Origin of the sequence: Corynebacterium incognita (assembly GCF_014217255.1) — a bacterium.
GTDB classification, from domain to species: Bacteria; Actinomycetota; Actinomycetes; order Mycobacteriales; family Mycobacteriaceae; genus Corynebacterium; species Corynebacterium incognitum.
Map to the genome: position 1 here is coordinate 193,521 of NZ_CP059404.1, position 19,003 is coordinate 212,523.

19 protein-coding genes and 6 tRNA genes are annotated in these 19,003 nt (G+C 60.1%); 6 read left to right on the forward strand and 19 right to left on the reverse strand.

Annotation, left to right across the window (positions count from 1 at the left end):
* Positions 1-94: 94 nt before the first annotated feature.
* Complete coding sequence (locus H0194_RS00920) at positions 95-1,042, reverse strand: acyl-CoA thioesterase (RefSeq protein WP_185176038.1); 948 nt, start codon at positions 1,040-1,042, stop codon at positions 95-97.
* 137 nt (positions 1,043-1,179) lie between these two features.
* On the opposite strand from H0194_RS00920, the gene H0194_RS00925 reads away from it, so the two are divergent.
* Positions 1,180-1,659, forward strand: a complete 480-nt coding sequence (locus tag H0194_RS00925) for a DUF3817 domain-containing protein (RefSeq protein WP_185176039.1) — start codon at positions 1,180-1,182, stop codon at positions 1,657-1,659.
* Between the two features lie 130 nt (positions 1,660-1,789).
* Entirely contained in the window at positions 1,790-2,926 is a 1,137-nt protein-coding gene (locus H0194_RS00930; protein WP_185176040.1) for a glycosyltransferase family 87 protein, read from the forward strand.
* Here H0194_RS00930 and H0194_RS00935 read toward each other — a convergent pair.
* From H0194_RS00935 to H0194_RS01015, 17 genes are all read right to left on the reverse strand, one after another.
* The gene (locus H0194_RS00935) at positions 2,867-3,328 is read right to left on the reverse strand and encodes a hypothetical protein (RefSeq protein ID WP_185176041.1); all 462 of its coding nucleotides are present in this window, start codon (positions 3,326-3,328) and stop codon (positions 2,867-2,869) included. The genes H0194_RS00930 and H0194_RS00935 overlap by 60 nt on opposite strands.
* Positions 3,329-3,330: 2 nt before the next feature.
* Positions 3,331-4,464, reverse strand: a complete 1,134-nt coding sequence (locus tag H0194_RS00940; protein WP_185176042.1) for a glycosyltransferase family 4 protein — start codon at positions 4,462-4,464, stop codon at positions 3,331-3,333.
* Position 4,465: 1 nt separating this feature from the next.
* The gene (locus H0194_RS00945; RefSeq protein ID WP_185176043.1) at positions 4,466-5,416 is read right to left on the reverse strand and encodes a phosphatidylinositol mannoside acyltransferase; all 951 of its coding nucleotides are present in this window, start codon (positions 5,414-5,416) and stop codon (positions 4,466-4,468) included.
* A gap of 52 nt (positions 5,417-5,468) precedes the next feature.
* Positions 5,469-6,167, reverse strand: a complete 699-nt coding sequence (pgsA, locus tag H0194_RS00950; protein ID WP_185176044.1) for a phosphatidylinositol phosphate synthase — start codon at positions 6,165-6,167, stop codon at positions 5,469-5,471.
* Positions 6,161-6,679 (reverse strand): HIT family protein, encoded by a 519-nt coding sequence (locus H0194_RS00955; RefSeq protein ID WP_185176794.1) that lies wholly within the window; start codon positions 6,677-6,679, stop codon positions 6,161-6,163. The genes pgsA and H0194_RS00955 overlap by 7 nt, the downstream gene beginning before the upstream one ends.
* A gap of 40 nt (positions 6,680-6,719) precedes the next feature.
* Complete coding sequence (thrS, locus tag H0194_RS00960; RefSeq protein ID WP_185176045.1) at positions 6,720-8,783, reverse strand: threonine--tRNA ligase; 2,064 nt, start codon at positions 8,781-8,783, stop codon at positions 6,720-6,722.
* 79 nt (positions 8,784-8,862) lie between these two features.
* Positions 8,863-10,185 (reverse strand): Dyp-type peroxidase, encoded by a 1,323-nt coding sequence (locus H0194_RS00965; protein WP_185176046.1) that lies wholly within the window; start codon positions 10,183-10,185, stop codon positions 8,863-8,865.
* Positions 10,186-10,205: 20 nt separating this feature from the next.
* Complete coding sequence (locus H0194_RS00970; protein ID WP_185176047.1) at positions 10,206-10,874, reverse strand: copper chaperone PCu(A)C; 669 nt, start codon at positions 10,872-10,874, stop codon at positions 10,206-10,208.
* A 44-nt stretch (positions 10,875-10,918) separates the two neighbouring features.
* Positions 10,919-11,542 carry a copper resistance CopC family protein gene (locus tag H0194_RS00975; protein ID WP_246388967.1) on the reverse strand — a complete coding sequence of 208 codons (624 nt, stop codon included), beginning with the start codon at positions 11,540-11,542 and terminating at the stop codon, positions 10,919-10,921.
* Between the two features lie 242 nt (positions 11,543-11,784).
* Positions 11,785-11,860: transfer RNA gene (locus H0194_RS00980), tRNA-Gly, on the reverse strand.
* A 23-nt stretch (positions 11,861-11,883) separates the two neighbouring features.
* Positions 11,884-11,955 (reverse strand) — tRNA-Val (locus H0194_RS00985).
* 25 nt (positions 11,956-11,980) lie between these two features.
* Positions 11,981-12,051: transfer RNA gene (locus H0194_RS00990), tRNA-Cys, on the reverse strand.
* A gap of 44 nt (positions 12,052-12,095) precedes the next feature.
* Positions 12,096-12,168: transfer RNA gene (locus H0194_RS00995), tRNA-Gly, on the reverse strand.
* 43 nt (positions 12,169-12,211) lie between these two features.
* A tRNA-Val gene (locus H0194_RS01000) sits at positions 12,212-12,283 on the reverse strand.
* Positions 12,284-12,308: 25 nt separating this feature from the next.
* Positions 12,309-12,384 (reverse strand) — tRNA-Gly (locus tag H0194_RS01005).
* Between the two features lie 100 nt (positions 12,385-12,484).
* Complete coding sequence (locus tag H0194_RS01010) at positions 12,485-13,540, reverse strand: asparagine synthase-related protein (protein ID WP_185176048.1); 1,056 nt, start codon at positions 13,538-13,540, stop codon at positions 12,485-12,487.
* A gap of 19 nt (positions 13,541-13,559) precedes the next feature.
* Positions 13,560-14,792: a hypothetical protein gene (locus H0194_RS01015; RefSeq protein WP_185176049.1), complete on the reverse strand. Its 1,233-nt coding sequence runs from the start codon at positions 14,790-14,792 to the stop codon at positions 13,560-13,562.
* Between the two features lie 87 nt (positions 14,793-14,879).
* On the opposite strand from H0194_RS01015, the gene H0194_RS01020 reads away from it, so the two are divergent.
* Genes H0194_RS01020 through msrB form a run of 3 tightly spaced genes read left to right on the forward strand, consistent with a single transcriptional unit; the run spans position 14,880 to position 17,351 of the window.
* Positions 14,880-15,626: a dihydrofolate reductase family protein gene (locus H0194_RS01020; protein ID WP_185176050.1), complete on the forward strand. Its 747-nt coding sequence runs from the start codon at positions 14,880-14,882 to the stop codon at positions 15,624-15,626.
* An 11-nt stretch (positions 15,627-15,637) separates the two neighbouring features.
* On the forward strand, positions 15,638-16,912 hold the full coding sequence (locus H0194_RS01025) for a glycosyltransferase family 87 protein (RefSeq protein ID WP_246388969.1): 1,275 nt from the start codon (positions 15,638-15,640) through the stop codon (positions 16,910-16,912).
* The gene (gene msrB, locus H0194_RS01030; protein WP_185176051.1) at positions 16,902-17,351 is read left to right on the forward strand and encodes a peptide-methionine (R)-S-oxide reductase MsrB; all 450 of its coding nucleotides are present in this window, start codon (positions 16,902-16,904) and stop codon (positions 17,349-17,351) included. Before H0194_RS01025 ends, msrB begins: the two co-directional genes overlap by 11 nt.
* A gap of 12 nt (positions 17,352-17,363) precedes the next feature.
* On the opposite strand, the gene hemQ is transcribed toward msrB, so the two are convergent.
* The gene (gene hemQ / locus H0194_RS01035) at positions 17,364-18,086 is read right to left on the reverse strand and encodes a hydrogen peroxide-dependent heme synthase (RefSeq protein ID WP_185176052.1); all 723 of its coding nucleotides are present in this window, start codon (positions 18,084-18,086) and stop codon (positions 17,364-17,366) included.
* A 191-nt stretch (positions 18,087-18,277) separates the two neighbouring features.
* Between hemQ and H0194_RS01040 the strand changes: the two genes are divergently transcribed.
* Complete coding sequence (locus H0194_RS01040; RefSeq protein WP_185176053.1) at positions 18,278-19,000, forward strand: DUF3000 domain-containing protein; 723 nt, start codon at positions 18,278-18,280, stop codon at positions 18,998-19,000.
* The last annotated feature ends 3 nt before the right edge of the window (positions 19,001-19,003 follow it).

The window sequence follows — 19,003 nt, forward strand, 5'->3', positions numbered from 1 at the left end:
ACTCCCTCACGGTTGGCAAATTCTTTGCTCTTGATGAATGGTGTCGATTATACGTGCCGAGCTCTCCAGCCCTGCGCTCGCCCAGGTTTTTCTCCTATTTTTTGGGCTTGAGCGAATCCATGGGCAATGTAGTCGCGCCTGGACGCAAAGACCGCGTCAAACCTTCCTGACTGACTACAGCCACCAGGTTTCCGGCGACGTCAAAGAAGCGCCCCGTAGTCAGCGAGCGGCCGTCCCCTGCGGCCGGGGAGGATTGGTCATACAGCAGCCACTCATCAACCTTGGGCTCCCGGTAAAACCAGACGCTGTGGTCTAGGCTGGCCATCTGCACTTCGTGCCCCTGATGATTAACCAGCGCGGAATATAGCAGCGTCATATCCGAGATATAGACCAGCGCTGGATAGTGCACGAGCTCGTCTCCCACCACGGGTTCTTTCGAGCGCATCCACACCATCTGCTGGCTCGGCGTGCGAGGATCGTGCTCGTAGGAATCGGAGGGCACCACCCGAATTTCCCAGTTTTCCCATTCCTGGAGCAGCGCTCGCGCACTGGGCGGCACGGCCTCATCCATGTGCCGGATCTCCACCGGACTAGGAACCTCCGGCATGAGGTCTTGGTGTTCAGGCCCTTCGCCGCCTGGAGTTTGAAACCCCACCATCGCCATGAACACCGGCTTGCCTTCCTGCATCGCGGTCACCCGGCGGTGAGAGAAACTGCGTCCATCCCGCAGGTTCTCTACATCAAAATGCAACGGGAGCGCGGATTTGGCGGCTGCCACAAAATAGCCATGCAACGAGTGGGGAATCTTCCCCTCCACAGTATGCATCGCCGCCGCGAAAGACTGTGCCGCCACCTGACCGCCGAAGGTACGCCGCAACTCCGAGGGAATAGTCCGGCCCTCGAACCAACTATGGGGAAACACGCCGTGGCCGCGGTCGGTGCCGCCGCCGTCGGTCGCACTGGCCGATCCGGACGAGTTGGCCGCGCCGGTCGGCGGAGCCGAAATCGGCTCCATGTTGACGATGTCCGCGATGTTAGTCACAGTGGGTGCCCGTCCTTATTGTTCTCCGAGTTGTTGGTTTCCTAGCGTGGCCCAGCATGTGCGCACGGCGCGCGGGGCCGACAGGTTGCCTTACCACGTTACAACCCGCGGTCATTCCGCGACTACACTTGACCACCATGACTCCACGTTCCTTGCATCGCACTGCCGCCTGGTTGGAAATGGGCACTTGGACCCTGCTCCTTGTCGGAATGGCATTGAAGTATTCCAACACCACCGAGGCCGTCATGCCGTTCGCCGGCGGCATCCACGGCTTTGGATTCTTAAGCTTCGCCGCGATGACTATCCTGCTTTGGGTCAACAATCGCTGGCCCGCAGGCGTTGGGCTCGCAGGTTTGTTAGTGTCCGTCATCCCCTATGCCGCACTCCCCTTCGCCTTATGGGCGGACAAAAAGGGGCTACTCGAGGGCGGCTGGCGCTTCCGCGACGTCGACGCTGACGCGACTCCCCGCGGCCCCGTGGACACCTTGTTGGCACAGGTTACCCGGCATCCCGTCCGTAGCATCCTCATCATCTTGGTGCTGATCACGATCGTGTTCTCCGTCTTGCTCACTCTCGGTCCTCCCGTAGACGTTGAAGGAACCATCCGCGGTGAGTAGACACGCGGTGAATAGAGATACAGAATCAAACGGGTTCTCGGAGCGCTGGGGGCTTTCACCCTTGGCGGGGATATGGACGGCCTGGGCCGTAGCTCGTTTGTTCTCGCTCTACCTATTTAAGCGTGACCGCATGCCGGTGGGCGACGTCGCCTACTATTTCCATGCGCAATTTGGCAACGACCCGAGCGCCATGACGGAGTATCCCCACGCGGGTACCTGGCCGGTGGAGCTGCTGGCATGGATCACCGGCGGGGAGTCCCGCGACGCGTTCTACGTCACCTTCATCATCTTCTGTTTGCTTCTCGACGCCGCGTTCCTGGCGTTCCTCCTGCGACGCCACCACCTTGCGGGGCGACACGCCTACGTCGCCGCCTGGTTCTGGATCTTTTTCGGAACTGCCGCGGGTCATATCTTTATCCTCCGCCTCGACCTTGTTCCCGGCCTGGCCGTCGGCATCGCCGCAGCTCTGCTGGTATCTCACCCCACCTGGGGTGCAGGGCTTCTAGCGTTCGCAACCACCATTAAGCTGTGGCCTGGCGTCCTCGCGGCAGGATTGGTCGGTCGCTACAACGACTCCCGATCCTGGGCACGTCTCCTGAGCTTCGTCGGTACGGGAATCGCGTTATGCACCGTGACAGTGGCCACGGCCGGGTGGGAACGTCTCACCAGCCCGCTGAGTTATCAAAGTGAGCGGGGCCTACAGGTCGAGTCCATCGCCGCCACCCCGTTTATCCATGCTGCGTTGAATGACTCCGCCTACGAGGTCTTTTACGCGCCGTCGAAAAGCTTTGAAATCACCGGTCCGGGTGTGGACACTGCTATCGCACTCTCCTCCCAGGCGATGATCTTGCTCATCGGCGTCGTACTGGCTTGGGCTGTATGGCACTTCATACGTGGCGACTGGGACCCTCACCTCACCGCGGTCTTCTTCGTCGCGGTTATCCTCGGGCTCATCGTGGTCAACAAGGTATTTTCACCGCAGTACATCGTGTGGCTCGGGCCGGTGCTCGCCGTTGCGTTGCGCAGCGCGCCCAGCAAGCTGGGCTACGCCACCGCGACCCTGACGGTGCTTGCGGCAGCGTTAGGAACGTTCATCTTCCCGTTCCACTACTGGGACTTGGTGTACGAGCAGTTGCCGGCCGGGGTCAACGCTCTTGTCGTGCGCAACGTGCTCATCCTCGTCATGTTCGTGTTGTCTGTGGTGTGGCTAGCGAATGACGTACGAAAAGAAGTCCGGCAACGGCGCGGTGCCGCCGAGGCGGCATAACTTGACCGCCGGGCGCAAGCGCAAGGCCCGCGTATCGGCGACCGCTTCGTTGTAGAACCGGTGCGCTAGCTGCACGCGCGCCTCCGCGTCGACGACGGGAGCCACATCCGCGCTCCCGGAGCTCGCAATGGCGGAACTGAGTGCACGCTCCGCTGCTGCCCGTTCTTCCAGGTTAAAGTGGGTCAACGCGATTGCCTCAGACGTTTGTGCAGCGTCAACGACATCGTCGATGAGGGCCGCAGCCACCGCGGCACGGCGATTCAACGCCGCCTCCAGCTGCTGCAGGGCGGAGTCAGTGCGCACATGAAGGGTATTCAGGCGCTGCGCCGTAAAATACGCCCACAGTGCCAATACCGTGAGGACGAAGAGTACAGCGACGAGAATGCCTGCTGTTAACGTCATGACTACTTACACCCCACCGTCGTTCCATCACTGACCGTTTCGTAGACAGCCAGCACCTCGCGCGCTACGTTATCCCAGTCGTACATGGCGGCGCGCGCCGTGCCTGCTTCCACGAGGGCGCGACGTTGCTCCGGGTGGACGATAAGCTCGTTGAGGCGCGCTGCCAGGTCTTTCGAGTCTCCGTTGCGGAAAACCACCCCAGCAGGATTGTCGCCCGCGATATCGCACACGGCCTGGAAGGCCTCCAGGTCACTAGCGACCACCGCGCAACCCGCCGCCATGGCTTCCACCAGCACGATGCCGAAGGATTCACCGCCTGTGTTCGGCGCCACGTAAATATCAGCACGTCCCAAAATCTCCGCCTTCTCCGCGTCAGACACCCGCCCGGCGAACGTCACTCCGGGCACGTTACGTGGCCGACCGCCGCCCATCACGGTCACTTTCACGTCAGCTTCCACCATGGTCAGCGCCTCAAGTAGAATGTCAAGCCCCTTGCGTGGTTCATCCAGGCGGCCGAGAAACACAATCTCAGGTGTGGGGCTCGCTTGTTGCTTGGCGAATTCAGAGTGGGCAGTGTCGTCGTCGTCGCGTGACATCTTCCGGGCCGCGGCGTACACCGACGTGTCCACGCCGTTGGGAATGAGCACGGGATCACCGCCAAGTTGCTCCACCTGCCAGCGCCGCGCCATTTCGGACACGGCTATTCCACCACGGACCTTCTCCAGCATCGGGGTTAAGAAGGGCTTGGCAAGCTTCAACACAAAGCTTGACGACGCCGAGGCGTGGTAGGTAGCCACAATCGGCCCAGTGGCCTCCCGCAGCGCCACCATGGAATAGCTCGGCGAATTCGGCTCGTGGATATGCAGGACGTCGAAACGTCCACGCCGAATAAATTCGCGCACGTTGCGGCGCACGTGCGGTCCAACGGACAGCCGTGCGACACTACCGTTGTACTGGATGGGAATGGACGGACCACCCTTGAACACGTAGTTGGGCAATTCGGTCTCATCGGCAGCCGGGCCGAGAACCTCAACGTGGTGCCCCTGCTCAATGAACACCGTGGCCAGGTCCAAGATATGTGCCTGGACCCCGCCCGGCTCATCAAAAGAATACGGGCATACGATTCCGATACGCATGCTAGCGTTCCCCCTCAGCTGCAGCACGGGCGGCGGCTCGCCGCCGATCGCGTTCCGCAATATCGGCGTTCCACTGTGGCTGCAGCATGTGCCAATCCGCGGGGTGGGCGGCAATATTGTCGGCGAAGATGTCCGCGAGCCGCTGGGTGGTCTCCGGGGTATCAGTCACGGGGATTTCCGGGGAAACGCTCATGCCCCAACCTTTCCTCGTCGCGGATGCGTCGTGTTCCGGATCGGTAAACCAGCAGTGCACGGCGTGCAGGGCTGCGCCGGTATCCTGGGCCAGTTTCGCAGGCCCAGCGGCGAAGTTAGCGGTCTCGCCAAAGAATTCGACGGGAACACCGCTGCGGGTCAGATCGCGCTCGGCGAGGAGGCACACAATGCCGCCGCGCTCCAAGACCTCCCGCAGGCGCTGGTACGGTGGCTGCTTATCCCCCGTCAATGCCACGACCTCGAAGCCCAACGACTCACGGTAGTCCACAAAGGCGTCGAAAAGCACCTCGGGCTTAAGCCTTTCTGCCACGGTGGTGAATTGCCCGCAATAGTCCACGAGGAACACGCCCGCCATGTCCCAGTTACCCGTGTGTGGCAGGGCCAGGATGAGGCCTCGTCCCTCCGCACGGTTAGCGTCAAGATACTCGCGGCCCTGCACAGAATCGCGCAGTCGCTGCAGCAACTCGGGGTCTTCCTGTAGGCGCGGGAGGCGAAAAGCTTCCAGCCAGTAGCGCGCGTAGGAACGCATTGCATCACGGACTAACGCGCGGGTGACGTTTTCTGGACCAACGACGCGGGCCAAGTTACGGCGCAGCTGCTCCATGCCGACGCCGTTGTCACTCGCTTTGTCCGCGCCCCAGCGAAACACCGCGGCGCTCCATGCCTCCGGCAGCCGGGAGACGATTTTCCATCCCGCCAGGTACCCCGCAGCAGCGAGGGATTCGCGCAGAGTTGCCATGGTGCTTGGCTCCTTAAACTTGGCTCCCGGAATGGGTGTAGTAGGTCAGATTCTAATCAGTCACGCCAGAACTAGGCGGCGCGCCAGTCTGCGAGTCGGCGACCGTACCGTGAGCGGCCTCGTGGGCCACCTCGTGGGCCGGGCGTTGCCCCTTATCCTGAGCAGCGGCCTGCGCCAAGCGCTGTCCGATGGTGAACACCGAACCGGCAGCCAAAATCCACAGCGACAGCTCGACGGCGTAGGGCACGCCCAGGCCTTCCAATCCAATGCCGACCAAGCCGATGATCAGACGCTCGGGGCGCTCCACCAGACCGCCCACCATCGTGAAGCCCGAGGCCTCTCCCCTGGCTTTGACGTAGGAAATCACCTGCGAGGAGACCAAGACGACCAAGCCTGCCGCCACGGTTGAGGGGTGGGCATGATCGACGTACACCAACCAGAAGATGATGGCGGCGAACAGCGCACCATCGGTGATGCGGTCACACGAGGCATCCAGAGTTGCACCGAAAGCGGTACCGCCACGACTCAGCCGCGCCATCGTGCCGTCAATCATGTCGAAGGCTGCAAACAATCCCGAGGCTACCGCCGCCCAGAACAAGTGGTCCGTGGGTATAAGCACGACGGAGATTGCAATGGTAATGAGGGTGCCTACGACCGTCACCACGTTAGGGCTGAGGCCCGCCTTCAGGAAGGCCTTAGCCACAGGCTCCACCACCACGGCGGCGGGCTTGCGGCCATGGACACTCAGCATGAAGACTCCTTGTTTTTGTCGCAATCGTCGGCGGCACAGTTGGCCTTAGGTTCAGGATTCTCCCCTACATCTTGCCACCCTTGTGCTAACAAGGCCCGAGTGTCGGATAACAGTTGCGGCAACACTTTGGTGGAATCCAGCACCGTCATGAAATTGGAGTCTCCAGGCCACCGGGGCACCACGTGCATGTGCAGGTGATCGCCCACCGAACCCCCTGAGGCGCGCCCGAGATTGAGACCAACGTTGATGGCTTCGGGGCGCGAGACGTGCTTCAACGTCCGCACGGCGCGCTTGACAAACACCATGAGCTCAGCGGTTTCCTGAGCAGTGAGGTCCTCGAGGTTTGCCACCTTGCGAAACGGAACCACCATCAGGTGGCCCGCATTGTAAGGAAAAAGGTTCAACAACGCGTATACGGTGTCACCGCGAGCAATGATGAGGGCGTCCTCGTCACTGCGCTGCGGCGCCTCCACGAAAGGTTCCTTACTACGCTCCCCACCGATATAGCTCATCCGGTAGGGAGCCCACAGGCGCTGGAGCCGGTCGTTACCGTTAGCGGAGGGCTGCAACGGTGTCCTCGCTCGGCTGGGCGTTGTTGCGTTCGCTAATCCAGGTGGAGATGAGGTTCACCGCCTCGTCAACGGGCACACCGTTGACCTGGGTGCCGTCCAGGAAGCGGAAGGATACCGCGCCTGCCTCCACGTCCCGTCCACCAGCGAGGAGCATGAAAGGCACCTTGCCCGTAGTGTGGTTACGGATCTTCTTCTGCATGCGGTCGTCAGAGGTATCCACGTCCGCACGGATGCCCTTGGCGCGCAGCTTCTCAGTGATTGCCTCCAGGTGCGGGATGAAGTCATCCGCCACCGGAATGCCGATGACCTGCTGCGGTGCCAGCCACGCCGGGAAGGCGCCCGCGTAGTGCTCCAGAAGCACGCCGAAGAAGCGCTCAATGGAACCAAACAGCGCGCGGTGAATCATGATCGGGCGCTGCTTAGATCCATCGGAGGCGGTGTACTCCAGCTCAAAGCGTTCCGGAAGGTTAAAGTCCAGCTGCACGGTGGACATCTGCCAGGTGCGGCCGATAGCGTCACGCGCCTGCACGGAGATCTTCGGACCGTAGAACGCTGCGCCGGCCGGGTCGGGAACCAACTCCAAGCCAGAGTTGGTGGCCACACGTTCAAGGATGGCGGTGGACTTTTCCCAGATGTCGTCCGAGCCAACGTACTTGTTCGGATCCTTGGTGGACAGCTCCAAGTAAAAGTCATCCAGGCCATAATCCTGCAGCAGGGAGATGATGAACTTCAACACCTTGGTGAGCTCGTCCTCGAGCTGGTCCTCGGTGCAGTAGATGTGGGCGTCGTCCTGCGTGAAACCGCGAGCGCGGGTGAGACCATGCACCACGCCCGACTTTTCGTAGCGGTATACCGTACCGAACTCGAATAGGCGCAGCGGCAGCTCGCGGTAAGAGCGTCCACGGGAGGCGAAGATAAGATTGTGCATCGGGCAGTTCATGGGCTTGGCGTAGTAATCCTGCGCCTGCTTGGTCACGTTGCCCTCGGCATCGGTTTCGCCATCCAGCTGCATGGGCGGGAACATACCGTCGGCGTAGAAGTCGAGGTGGCCGGACTTCTTGAACAGATCACCCTTGGTGATGTGCGGGGTATTGACGAAGGAGTAGCCGTCCGCGATGTGGCGGCGGCGCGAATGCTCCTCCATTTCTAAGCGAATGGCGCCGCCCTTCGGGTGGAATACCGGGAAACCGGAGCCGATCTCGTCCGGGAAAGAAAACAGATCCAACTCCGCGCCGAGGCGACGGTGATCACGCTTTTCCGCTTCTTCCATGAGCGTCTGGTACTCCTCAAGTACCTCCTTGGACTCCCAGGCAGTTCCGTAAATGCGCTGCAGGCCAGCCTTAGATTGGTCGCCTCGCCAGTAGGCTGCCGAGGAGCGGGTCAAGGAGAACGCCGGGATGTACTTCGTGGTCGGCAGGTGCGGGCCTCGGCACAGATCGGACCACTCTACGTCCCCGGAGCGCGGGTTCACGTTGTCGTAGTAGGTCAGCTCACCCGCGCCTACCTCGGTGGCCTCATCAGAGTCCGGATCCACGTTGCCTTTGTCTTGAATGAGCTCGAGTTTGAACGGCTCATCCGCCAACGCCTCTGCGGCTGCATCGGCGTCAACGAAGACCCCGCGCTCGAATCGCTGGCCGGTCTTGATGATCTTCTTCATCCGCTTCTCAATGGACTTAAGAGCCTCCGGGGTGAAGGGCTCCTCGGTCTGGAAGTCGTAGTAGAAGCCGTTCTCGATGGCTGGACCGATGCCGAGCTTGGTGCCCGGGAACTCCGCCTGCACGGCCTGTGCAAGCACGTGCGCGCAGGAGTGGCGAATGACCGCGCGGCCGTCTTCCTCACTGGCTGCCACTGGCGTGAACATACCGGTGGTCTCCGGTACGTGGGACAGGTCCTTGAGCTGGCCCTCGGAGTCGCGGACTACCACCACAGCCTCCGGCCCCTTGTTGGGCAGTTCCAGTTCCTTCATTGCCACCCCCACCGGGGTTCCGGCGGGCACTTCGAAGGCCTCGTAGCCAACGTTGTGAGGTGCGATGAGTTCAGCCATGGTGCGCTCCTTTGCGCTTGCGGGCGACGGCATACCTGGACGCCGCCCTGGTTCAAAACGGGTTAAATTGTACGACCCGCTATGATACCGCTTCTACCAAGCCCTGTCCCCAATAGGTGCCGCTACCTCCGTCTCCCCCGGTTCCAGGCGGCACCCAGTAGACACTCGATCCGATGTGTGTGATCCAGGTGTTGAGGAGGTCGGATTCGTCCAAGCGCTTCTGGATGGGTTCAAACTGCCGGGTGGGATCCTTCTGGAAGCAAATGAAAATCAATCCGACGTTGGACAGCTGCCCCTCTTTGGCGTCCGCGGGTGTGGGCGGCAGGTTATAGCTGTAGGGTCGGCGACGCAGCATCTGCTCCGGCTTACCTCGCGGCGGCAGCGCGCGTGCCACATGCGAATTGGGGTCCACCATCGGCAGGCCGTATTTGTCCACGGCCTTGGGGTTGACTGACTCGAATTCGTCGCCTTCCGGGTTGCTCAGTGGCGCACCGCTTCCCAAAGTCCGCCCAATGGCATTTTCGCGGGAGGCCCGGTCCAGCTGCTCCCAGGTGTCCACATTCATGCGGATGCGCCGCACCACCATCGCCGTTGAGCCTTCGAGCCAGGGCCTCTTTTCCTCGTTGCCCAGGCCGTCTGCGCCGATCCACACCTGCGCGTCGTATTCCTCGGGCTGGCGGGGATTGACGGTGCCGTCCTTTTGGCCGAAGAGGTTGCGGGGAGTATCTCCTGGCCTCTTGGCTCCATGTGCGTTGGAAAATCCTTGCTGGAGCCAAGCGACGGTCGCGTAGTCGGCCCCGGCACGAACCATGTGGCGCATGGCGTGCGTTGCGGTGCCGGCGTCATCGGCACAGATCTGCAGGACCAGGTCCGTCTGCCCCCAGTCATCACTCAGCTCGTCGCGGTCGAACTTCGCCACCGGGCGCAGCCACTGTGGTTTGCTTTCCGACGCCCCGAGAACCCGGAACGCCCCTTCTCCCCACCCGCAGGTGATGGTCAGGTTGGCCGGGATCGCGGCGAGCTCCGGCTCGAGGCTGCCCAGCGGAGCCTCGCCTGTACAAAGGTGCCGGGCATCGTCCGTCCACAAGCTCATGAGATTGACGAGGTCGTCCCGGCTCGTGCCCTTCTTGAGATCGAAGCCCACGAGGCACAGTTGCGCCTGGGAATCGGTGGCCACGCCGGCCTGATAGACGTCATCAAACGGCACGATCTCGCCAGCTAAGGGCGCCGGCAAAGAATCTTCCGTCAATGCCCCGACTGATCCCGCGTTGTTCGCAGGGCGTCCTGCCAGGTCGCAGGAGGATAGTGTCGCGGCGCCGACGCTCACACCTACGCCAAAGCCAGCGGCGCCCAGGAAACGCCGCCGATTCCAGGTGGCGTGCTGACGCGGTTCGGTACGCATGTCAATCGACCTCGTCTCTGCTAGTGCTTGGTGTGTTCGCTGTGGCTGGCGTCAGCGCCGCCGTGATCGCTGTGCCCGCCGTGGCCTGCATGCTCGCCCTCAATGTCCCCGTAGCTCTCATCACCAGCTCCCATGGAACGCACAGCGACGTCCGCGACCTCGACCTTCGAGCCGTCGCCAAGCTCCAAGGTGAGCTGTACCTTGTCACCGGCCTTGATCTCGTCCTTGATGCCCATCAGCATGAGGTGGTGCCCACCAGGCTTGAGTTCTACGCTGCCCTGAGCGGGGATAACCAGTGGTTCCTTGACCTCGCGCATTTGGCCGTCGACGACCTCGTGCACCTGGTTCATCTTGGCATCGAGATCCGTCTCGAAGCCCTTGAGCTCGATGTCGGCATCGGTGTGGTTTTCCAGGGTGCCGAAGATGGCGGTCATGTCCTTGTCCTTGCCCTTGGCACGAACCACTCCGTCCTTGAGAGTTACCGCCTCCGCGGTGGACTCAGAAGACGAGTCAGCTGCCGCGGACTCACCCGCGGTAGCTACCTCGCTGGCGTTGTTCGCTTCACTAGTGCCGCCGGCCTCGTTGGCGCCGTCGGTAGAGCACGATGCAAGGACCAAGGCGGCGCTGGCGATCAAAGCGGTAGCGGCAGTGGTGACGGCGCGAGACTTGGTGAGTGCGGGCTGGATCATGGTTCCTCCACAAAATGTTCGGAAATGATTATTGGGCCAAGGAGCTATTCACGCGGTGGGTTGAGACCCTCTTTGTCGACGATGTCATCGGCCATGGAGCGCTTTCCTAAAACGACGGCGCCGACGCCAATGATGACGAGGAGGCCTGCTCCGCCGAGCAGCCATGGCCACGGGCCGGCGCCGTCTTCAGCGGCGAGGTCAGCAGACTCTTCCGCGCTGTCACCTGAGGCGCCACTTGTGTCGTCGGTGGCCGCTGTCGCGTCGCCTGCGACCTCAAAGCTAAAACCACCACGGGTGGCGTGCCCGTCAGACGAAACGATGGAAAAACCAATCTGGTACTCGCCCGGCGCAAACTCCTTATCGGCCGGGATATCGAGCTTCAACTCGCGGTCGTCCAGGGTGGGCTCGCCGGAGACGATGACCTCGCCGCTGTCCTTGTCGGTGATGGCGAGCGTGTTGTAGCCCTCGCCTGGCTTGCCGGAAAATTCCAAAATGATGCTCTCGGGCACTTCCTCCACAACCTGACCGTCGGTGATATTGCCGCCGATGACCGAGTCGTGCGCCCACGCCGTTGGAGCCCCCAGGCCCAACAGAACGCTCGCGCTGAGTGCTCCCACGGCTGTGAAAGCCGACGAGCGCGCGGTGGTGGGGCGTAGCATTTTCCGCATGAACAACTCCTTGTGTAGATAGTCGCGACGAACGCGACGCGAATCGAACCTTCGCTCGACTCTAGTGCAGTAGTCGCGCCACACCTGACTTAAGTTCCACGCGCCCCTCAACCTTTTTATTGATACCCCCGAAAGGGCTCAACCCCACCACCACGTTCAGCACATCTTCTGGACGCTGACCCCGAGGCATCAAGGTTGCGAAAACGCGAAAGCCTCCCGAGAATCCCCGGGAGGCTAAGACATGGAGCGGATGACGAGACTCGAACTCGCGACCCTCACCTTGGCAAGGTGATGCGCTACCAACTGCGCTACATCCGCGCGAAGGAAACAATATTCCTCTGTGCGCGATACTGGGATTGAACCAGTGACCCCTTCCGTGTGAAGGAAGTGCTCTCCCACTGAGCTAATCGCGCAAGCGTGCTTAAGAACACTAGCTTGAGGTGGAAACGGGAATCGAACCCGTGTGCACGGTTTTGCAGACCGTTGCCTCACCACTCGGCCATTCCACCGTGGCGGTAACCGCCTCAGGCACTCTAGCAAACTTAAGTACCAGAGCGGATGACGAGACTCGAACTCGCGACCCTCACCTTGGCAAGGTGATGCGCTACCAACTGCGCTACATCCGCAAAGCGAAAACCAGGCCCGGTTTTCTAGGACTAAACGTCCTTGTGCGCGATACTGGGATTGAACCAGTGACCTCTTCCGTGTCAGGGAAGCGCTCTCCCGCTGAGCTAATCGCGCGAACACAAGCCTCCGAAAGGAAGCCTGGAGCGGATGACGAGACTCGAACTCGCGACCCTCACCTTGGCAAGGTGATGCGCTACCAACTGCGCTACATCCGCATCGCACCGCATGACTGCTTGGTGCGAGTAGAAACATTATCGCGGTTTGGGGATCTTTCCAAATCCCCTGCTTATGGCACCTGAATTACACCATTGAAAGTTACTCGTTTTGAAGGTTTTTCAACACCAATCGAGAGACCAAAAGCTCCAAATCTTCCTCTTCGGGATTGGAATAGGTTCGACCAGAAAACTCTCGCGCCAACCTAGTTCGGGCGACATCGACAAGCGCCTCAAACCCCCCACTGGATTTTTGCATTGGGCTCTTTCGTTGCTGAGTAAGTTCCGGGGGCACCCCCATCGCTTGCGCAGCGTGGCGAAGCACCAACTTGTCCTCCAGGAATTCGGGGCCTCGCACAAGCTTTTCGTCAATATTTAATGCCAACAGCAGCGCAGCCTGCGTTTGCCAGACCTTACAGTGCTCTACCTGATCTCCGAGGAGTCGCTCATAGAAATCAGGAATGAAACGCTCTTTCGTGAATGCCCGTCCTGCCTCCGCAAGGATCCCTAGAACCCAACGCCGCCTCGTTTCCCCTACAGACTCCACCGCCGTAAAAGGCTTCCCGCCCATGAATAAGACATCGGCGCCAGCGGCCGAGATGAAGTAGTACTCCTCCGCTTTGTTGTCCTTACAATGACTCTTCACCCATTCAGCGATATCTCGAAGGATTAAACCCGCCAGCACCTCCCACGGTTCACAAGTGCCCAACAGGTGAATCGTGTTTCGCGCGGATTGTTCCATGTGCGAAACATCGACTTCACAGATGCCGTGCTCAACACCGAGTATCCGCGCTACTCGCGACGCCATGTCAACTTCATACTGTGATTCTTTCGACCCGGAATAGTGCCAGGTGACAGCGAGGAGATCCGGAGATACGTCTTTCGCCACGGCTAACGTATGTATCGAGTCAAGGCCGCCTGAGAGCAAAAGAATCGGGCGGGCTCCCACGGATCGCTGATTTTCTATCGCCTCTAAACGTAAGCGGACATACTCGTTGATTGCCGCCGTTGCATCGGGCATCGAAGTAATCCCTGCTGCTGTCTCACGCCAAGACTCAAACTCTGTGAGATCTTCAAGATATTCCTCTGGGCTGCCCGATGGATGGGGCAATTTCCCAAGCTTTTCTGCACTCATATCCAGTCCCGTCTTTGCTGCCATCGATGTCATTCGGCCTCGTCTAATCCACTTCTGCGTTCTGCCTCGATATCGTCTCCTTTAACGTCTTGAGTTCACGTTCTTGCTCTCGCCGCCTAGCAAGTACCTGACCATACTTCGGCCGCGCGAGTACATGGACCATAACGAAGAAGAAAATGAGGAAAGCCGATGACCCGGCGAGAATTGCTAAACGTTCCAGCACGGAGAGTTCACCCGCGACCGAAACCCCCACGGTGGTTGCTAAAAGGCCAATGAGCGCCACAAACAGCGCGATAATCTCCATGATCCGGAAAAGCATGGCTTGCGACCCCTCCTGAAGCTCATCGCTATAGTTCCGAACGATCTTTTCCACCTCCGCTATCGAAAGTTCTGTTTTGCCATCGATCTCGTTTCGGATCTCCGCAAGCTTCTGTTCAAAGTATTGATTCAGCTGGCTGTGTTGAGTGATAGAAAGCCTCTGTTGCACCAGGCCATCGTGAAGCGCAGTATCGCTAGGATCGTTGAGCTCGATAGCTCTGTCGATCGCTTCTACGGCCTTTTCGGCGTAGTACCGCCCGGACCGCCTGGTCGCCGAATTCCTGGATTCGCCACTGTTTTTCTGACCAGAATCAAGGCCGTGAGCGGTGACCCCCATCAACTTTCGCCTGTACGCTTCAGCCTTACGCATCCATGCGATCTGGTCATCCGAATTGAGTTCGAGGAGACGATCGGCGAGTGAGAGCATCTCGTCCGAATACTGTCCATGCGGATCCAGCCACATTCCATGGAGCAATAGATGGGAGACTTTCCAATCATTGCTTCGTTCTGATAGTTCAATCATGCTTTCACCGCTGGGCTGGCTACCCGAAGCTGCCTCTGCAAACAGCGACATCCCCTCGAGAAAACCCCGCCTATTCAATTCTTCCCATTCATCGGAGCGCCGCAAGCGCGCAACTGCCTGCCTAATTGCCGAATGATGAAATTCGTAGCGATGCGACTGTAGGTAAAGGAAAGCGAGAGTAAATCGATCCGCTCCCTCGGCAACATTCACAACGGATTCCAACTCAATAAATTGAATGGCAGACAGCCCCGCCTGACGAGCATCCCACGCGACATCAGAAAGAAAGGTGAAGAGCTCACTGTCGTCTACTTTGTGCGCCGCCACCGTCTCAGCTAGTGCCCACGGCCAACGCTCCCCCTCACGTTCCACATAATGTCTTACATCGTCGCGGCCCGCCGGGATTTTGAACTGCGCTGACTTATCGTGGGAATTCATGGAGTCCATTCTAAAGGTCCAGGCGCGTGATGGACTGAAAGGTGTTTCACCGCAGACGACTGTCGAAAATGTGGCACAGTAATGTGCATGTCGATTGCATCGCATCGTGTCAGTGAACCCAGCTTGTCCGATTTGCTAGGCCATGAAAACTCTGCGCCTTCGCGCGGAAAGCCCTGGTTAAGGGCGGTGATGGCAGGAACAATTAATGGCTCAGCTACGATTCACGGCCGCTCAAAACTCATCGGCAACAAACTCGACGAAGAACTACTCGTAGCGCTTCGAGAATGGGCTGACGTCGTACTGGTTGGAGCATCGACCGCAATCAAAGAAAACTACTACGGCATCAAGCCGGGGCCAGACGGTCAAAGCCCAGCTCCGCTGGCGATGGTGAGCAAAAGCCTGAAGTTTGACCTAGACAAGCAATTGTTTTGGAACTACACGACGCCGCACATCTACCTCGTCCCCCATGATTCTCCTGCGCTAGGCCATTCAGAACGCAAAGATTTCCTTGCGCAGCATGGAACTTTTGTGAAGTTAAGTAACAACGACCCCCGAACAATTATTGAGACCTTGGCCAAGCATGGCTTTCAACGCATCTTGTGTGAAGGAGGCCCTACGCTCCTTGGCAGACTCATCAGCAAGAATCTGGTTGATCAGTTTTATCTCACAATTTCACCGTGGTTGACTCCGGCCGTGGAATCACCGCTGACCAACTTCACCAATGAGTCCCTCAGCTCAGAGGAGTTGCCACCGCTTGCACTCGCCCTCGAAGGAGCCAACCAAAGCCCAGACAGCACGGTGTTTCTCCGCTACGGGCGCACCCGCACACCATAGACTGGGTCCCTGTGACTGATTCCCGGACTGCCCCGACTGCCGCGGCGTTTGTGCGCCCTGCCCCAAACGCCGCGCGCCTTGCCAACTTTGCGCTCTGGCCAGTGGCGGTCATTTTGGTTGTCCACCGGGTGTTCATCCTGGCGTTCAATGGTGCGCGCACCGATGATTTCACAACGGTGTACTCCGCGGTGGCCCGGTTCGCACACGGGGAACCTGTCTATGAGCAGGCCTACAACCACGTCGATCCGCTCTACCTCTACAATCCGGGTGCGACCCTCCTACTGAGCCCGCTCGGCTGGGTGAGTAATCCGGAGTACGCCCGCGCGGCTTTTATTGTGACAAACGCCGCGGCCATCATCGTCGCGCTGGGCATTCTGACCAAGCTCGTGGACCGTCGCCTGACGAACCCGCTTTTCCCACTCAGCATCGCCCTCGCGTTCGTGACGGAGGCGGTGCAGAATACCCTGATTTTCTCCAACATCAATGGCATCTTGCTGTTGCTACTGGTGGGGTTCCTCGCGTTACTCAACCTCCCACAACGGCATTACCTCACCCCGGAGCAGGGCCAAGTTCATCGCAAACGCCACGGCCGTGGCACATGGTGGGCCGGGGTACTCATCGGCGTCGCCATCCTTATCAAGCCCCAATTCGCTCCACTACTAGCGATACCAGTAGTAACTCGGCAGTGGCAGGCCCTGGTCGGCGGCATGGTGGTCCCCGTGGCATTGAATGCGATCGCCTGGCCATTAACCCCAGGAGCATCCGACTACCTGGACAAGCTAGTGCCTTACCTGGGAAAGGTGCGCGACTATGCGAATTCGTCGCTGCCTGGCTTCGCGGAATACTTCGCCATGCCACGACCCTTGTATTGGGCGATCTGGCTTGGCGCCGCCGCCGCGGTGGCCGCGGCCCTGCTCCTACTGCTGCGCTGGAAGGACACTGACCGGGTGATGTGGGCGCTGACCACGTCCGGAACCATCTTGGTGGGTGTATTTTTCCTGTCCTCGTTGGGCCAGCAGTACTACTCGATGTGGCTGTTCCCGCTTATATTCACCGTCATGCTCCCCCGGTCGGTGATGCATTCCTGGCCCGCGTGGCTGGCTACCGTGCTCACTTTTGCACCGCTGAGCTGGTCAAGCGACATCTGGCCTACAACTGGAAAATGGCTAAGCTTCTTCGCCAATACGTTAGGGTGGGGCCTGTTCATCGTCGTGATTGCGTGTACCGCCGCGGTGTGGTTCCGCTTGTTAACGAGTCGGCGTATCATCGGCCGACATGAACACTAATTTTAAGCTCATGGCCGATGATGAATGGAAGAAGCGGCTCACCGCAGAAGAATTTTACGTACTCCGCCAAGCAGGCACTGAACCGCCGCACGTGGGCGAATACACGAACACCACGACCGAAGGCGTGTACTCCTGCAAGGCCTGCGGCGCCGAGCTGTTCCGATCCACCGAGAAGTTCGACTCGCATTGCGGTTGGCCGTCGTTCTTCTCCCCTTTGGCCGGCGACGCGATCATTGAGCGAGAGGATCGCTCCCATGGAATGGTGCGCACCGAGGTCGTCTGCGCGAATTGTGAGTCCCACCTCGGGCACGTTTTCGCCGGTGAAGGCTACGATACCCCCACTGATCTGCGTTACTGCATCAACTCCATCAGCCTGACCCTCGACGCCCGCCCTGTCGAGACGGACGCCGCAGAGGCAGACTCCAGAGAAGGCCGCTGATCAAGCAGGGGCTTAAGGCAGGACGTCGATAAGCTCGGCGAGGTTCGCTACTCGACGGCCCGTGTGGAACGGGATTTCTTCGCGCACGTGCAGGCGGGCCTCGGTGTAGCGCATCTTGTACATCAGATCGACGATGCGGTGCAGCTCCGGCGCCTCGAACGCCAACACCCATTCATAGTCGCCGAGCGCGAAAGCCGGGACGGTGTTGGCGCGCACATCCGCGTAGTCGCGGGCGGCCATGCCGTGCTCCATGAGGATGCGGCGGCGGTCCTGATCGTCCATGATGTACCAGTCGTAGGAACGGACGAACGGGTACACGGATACCCAGTTGGCGGGTTCCTCACCCATGATGAAGCTCGGCAGGTGGGACTTGTTGAATTCGGCAGGGCGGTGCAGTGCATTGCCAATCCACGTCGGCTCCGAGTTCTGGCCGAGCACGGTGTCCTTACGGAAGGCAGCGAAAGCCTTCTGCAGGTCCGCGAAGTCGCTGGCGTGCCACCAAATCATGAAGTCTGCGGAATCGCGCATGCCCGACAGATCGTAGATGCCGCGCACGGTGACGCCCGGCTCTGCCAGGTCTGCGGGCAGGCCGTAGGCGCCCAGCGCATCAAAGAATTCCTGCGCTTCCTTGGCTGCGGCCTCACGATCATCGATCATGCCGGGGAGGACCTTGAATACCGCCCACTGGCTGTATTGCTGGATTTTGTTGAGCTTGTCAAAGTCAAGCTTGCTCATGTGCCCACTCTTTCTTCTCGTACTCGATACAGGCTTTCACTTTATCAAACTTTAGTTGGAGCGCTGGCGAAACCTACCCCAGGTCATGAGACGCCGGCACCACTGAAGCCTCAACCCCACCTTTAAAGTTTTGTATAGGCATCGGCGCGCCTTCACCGTCGCCGAAACCCAAACCACTAGCTTTAGGCCTTGTGAATAACAGCGACGGAACTCACCGCAATACCTCAGGCCCCACCTCCGTACCCAACGCCGCTGGCACCCCCACGGCTACGGCGGAACCCACCAACCTCTCCGCGCGCGTCGCTGCGCGCGAGAACAACCGGGCCTCCCACGCGCCGGAAAACGCCGACACCCCCGAAGCGTTTACCACTGCCGTCGAATCCATGCACGCAGCCCAGCTCCGCCCCGAGGTCTCACTGGGCACCATCCGTCCCCCACAGCGCCTGGCGCCGTACAGCCACGCGGTAGGTCTCGAGATTTCCTCCATTTCGGAAGACGCGGACATCATTCCCACCGATACGGAGGGCGACGCCTTCGGCCGCCTCATTCTGCTTCATGACCCTGGCGCCGAAGAGGCTTGGGACGGCGCCATGCGCTTGGTGGCCTACATCCAGGCTGACATGGATTCTGACGTGGCCGGCGATCCCCTGCTTCCCGACGTCGCGTGGCAGTGGCTCACCGAGGGACTTGCGGACCACGACGCCCATCACACGAACTTGGGAGGCACCGTCACCTCCACCGCCTCCGTGCGCTTCGGCGAAATCGGTGGCCCACCGCGGGCGCACCAAATGGAGATGCGCGCGTCCTGGACTGCCGAGTCGGAGGATCTGCGCCCCCACGTCGAAGCGTTTGCTAACGTCCTGGCCAACGTCGCCGGCCTGCCGCCAGAAGGCGTCACCGAGCTCGGCCGCTAAGCG

Bases quoted from the DNA above. Each gene is read 5' to 3' on its own strand.
- H0194_RS00925 (WP_185176039.1), top strand. From the start codon at position 1,180: ATGACTCCACGTTCCTTGCATCGCACTGCCGCCTGGTTGGAAATGGGC.
- H0194_RS00930 (WP_185176040.1), top strand. From the start codon at position 1,790: ATGCCGGTGGGCGACGTCGCCTACTATTTCCATGCGCAATTTGGCAAC.
- H0194_RS00935 (WP_185176041.1), bottom strand. From the start codon at position 3,328: ATGACGTTAACAGCAGGCATTCTCGTCGCTGTACTCTTCGTCCTCACG.
- H0194_RS00940 (WP_185176042.1), bottom strand. From the start codon at position 4,464: ATGCGTATCGGAATCGTATGCCCGTATTCTTTTGATGAGCCGGGCGGG.
- H0194_RS00945 (WP_185176043.1), bottom strand. From the start codon at position 5,416: ATGGCAACTCTGCGCGAATCCCTCGCTGCTGCGGGGTACCTGGCGGGA.
- pgsA (WP_185176044.1), bottom strand. From the start codon at position 6,167: ATGCTGAGTGTCCATGGCCGCAAGCCCGCCGCCGTGGTGGTGGAGCCT.
- H0194_RS00955 (WP_185176794.1), bottom strand. From the start codon at position 6,679: ATGAGCTATATCGGTGGGGAGCGTAGTAAGGAACCTTTCGTGGAGGCG.
- thrS (WP_185176045.1), bottom strand. From the start codon at position 8,783: ATGGCTGAACTCATCGCACCTCACAACGTTGGCTACGAGGCCTTCGAA.
- H0194_RS00965 (WP_185176046.1), bottom strand. From the start codon at position 10,185: ATGCGTACCGAACCGCGTCAGCACGCCACCTGGAATCGGCGGCGTTTC.
- H0194_RS00970 (WP_185176047.1), bottom strand. From the start codon at position 10,874: ATGATCCAGCCCGCACTCACCAAGTCTCGCGCCGTCACCACTGCCGCT.
- H0194_RS00975 (WP_246388967.1), bottom strand. From the start codon at position 11,542: ATGCGGAAAATGCTACGCCCCACCACCGCGCGCTCGTCGGCTTTCACA.
- H0194_RS01010 (WP_185176048.1), bottom strand. From the start codon at position 13,540: ATGGCAGCAAAGACGGGACTGGATATGAGTGCAGAAAAGCTTGGGAAA.
- H0194_RS01015 (WP_185176049.1), bottom strand. From the start codon at position 14,792: ATGAATTCCCACGATAAGTCAGCGCAGTTCAAAATCCCGGCGGGCCGC.
- H0194_RS01020 (WP_185176050.1), top strand. From the start codon at position 14,880: ATGTCGATTGCATCGCATCGTGTCAGTGAACCCAGCTTGTCCGATTTG.
- msrB (WP_185176051.1), top strand. From the start codon at position 16,902: ATGAACACTAATTTTAAGCTCATGGCCGATGATGAATGGAAGAAGCGG.
- hemQ (WP_185176052.1), bottom strand. From the start codon at position 18,086: ATGAGCAAGCTTGACTTTGACAAGCTCAACAAAATCCAGCAATACAGC.